Genomic DNA, 1,514 nt, shown 5'->3' with positions numbered 1-1,514 from the left:
CCGGGTCGCGCAACGGTGTTTGGGGGCTGGCAGGAATCGGGCTGGTTGGCAACCGGGTGTTGTCGTCCGCTGCGGCCGTTGAGGCCGTGGCCTGGGCTGCGGAAGGCCCCTGGGTGGCCTGGAAGGCCATCAGTTTTTTGGCAAAGCCGTCAGACCACCCCGCGCCCCGGGCGGGCGCCCATAGCCAGGCGCCGGGGGCGGGCTCGCCCTGCTTTTGCGCGTTCCAGCCGCCGATGCCAAAACTTTGAACCTGGCCATCCGGTTGAGCCATCCAGACCCGATCCACGGGGCGGGTGTCCTGGGGTAACCGGCAGGCCTCGATGTAGGCGCGGGCGTCATGGCCCGCCGCATGCGGGACGGCGCAAAGATAGCCGTCGCCGGTCACGACGGTCACGGTCGCCGGGCGCGGGGGTACCCGTACCTGATGGTCGGGGGCGAGCACAGGGTTCTGGGCCGGGTGTACCTCCAGCCAGCGGGAATCGGCCACCGGAATCGGCACCCGCCCGGTGACGGGAAGCGTGCCGATCCATGCGGACAGGCGCTGCCGGGCCTGAACATCGGCACGAAAAGTCCATTCGGACCCGAGCAGATGGGCTTGCAGCGCGTTTTTCAGGGCGGTTTGCGCCGGCACCTCCGCGGGAACCAGCCAGCTCAGCCCCGGGAAGTAGGCGTCGTCGACGGCGGGCTGTCGTTGCAGCCAGTCGCTCAGGCGCTCGCCACTGACCGGTGGGTTGGCGCCCGCATACACATTGGCCGCAGGCAGGCGAAGGTCATCCGCCGCCGCGCCGCCGTGCAAAACGCCCAGTACCAGAAAAGTGGCGCTGCTGATCAGGGTCTGTTGTGGCCGGCGCGTGGCGGCGGTGCGGCGTGGTGTTTTCTGGGGCAGTGGTTTCATGGGCTGGAAGCGACAGGTGGCCATTGCTGCCAGCTCAGGCAAAAGGTGGGCGAAAAGCATTGCTCGGCGTAGACCACGGTGTTGGCGCCAGGCGCGGCTGAGAGTGCAAAGCGCGCCGCGGGAAGGGCGGCATGGGCCTCGCGGGCTTCGAACCAGCGCAAGCTGGAAGCCGTCAATGACTCAAGATTGGATCGTGCGGGTGCATCGACCGAGTGCAACACCAGCTGGTCGACAATGCCAAAGCGGTAGCCCGGCATCACGTCACGCACCCGTGAATAGGCGCTGGTGGTGGATGAATTGGCCGGCCAGTTGGGCATGCTTGAAAGGCGGGCTTGCCGCCATTCGAGTTCGGTGCCGGTCAGCCCCACGACATGCCCGTTTTGCAGGCGCAGGACTTCACCCCGGCCGCTGTACCAGACTTCAACCGGACCGAGGGGGTGGCTGTCGACATAACCGAGCGCCAGGAAGAGGGTGCGTTGCTTGACTTCGACCCTGAGGTAGCGAACGGATGGATTCAGGGCGGGCGCTGCACGGGCGTTCGAATCACCCTGAAAAAATACCTTGCCGGTTTGGGCCATCGCGTCAATGCGCGAAGCGCAGGCGGTCAGTGTCGCGCAGG

2 protein-coding genes are annotated in these 1,514 nt (G+C 66.8%); both read right to left on the bottom strand.

Translation table 11 applies throughout. From position 1 onward, the window contains the following. Positions 1–895, bottom strand: an 895-nt coding sequence (locus tag RMO23_RS15190) for a capsule biosynthesis GfcC family protein (RefSeq protein WP_309683262.1), incomplete at its 3' end; no start/stop codon positions are given. After that, a partial coding sequence (locus RMO23_RS15185; protein ID WP_309683259.1) for a hypothetical protein occupies positions 892–1,514 on the bottom strand: 623 nt, incomplete at its 5' end. The genes RMO23_RS15190 and RMO23_RS15185, both read right to left, overlap by 4 nt.

The organism is Polaromonas sp. (assembly GCF_031411155.1).
Classification (GTDB): domain Bacteria; phylum Pseudomonadota; class Gammaproteobacteria; order Burkholderiales; family Burkholderiaceae_C; genus Polaromonas.
The sequence above is the reverse complement of the archived record's forward strand: the minus strand, read 5'-3'. Positions and strand labels throughout refer to the sequence as shown.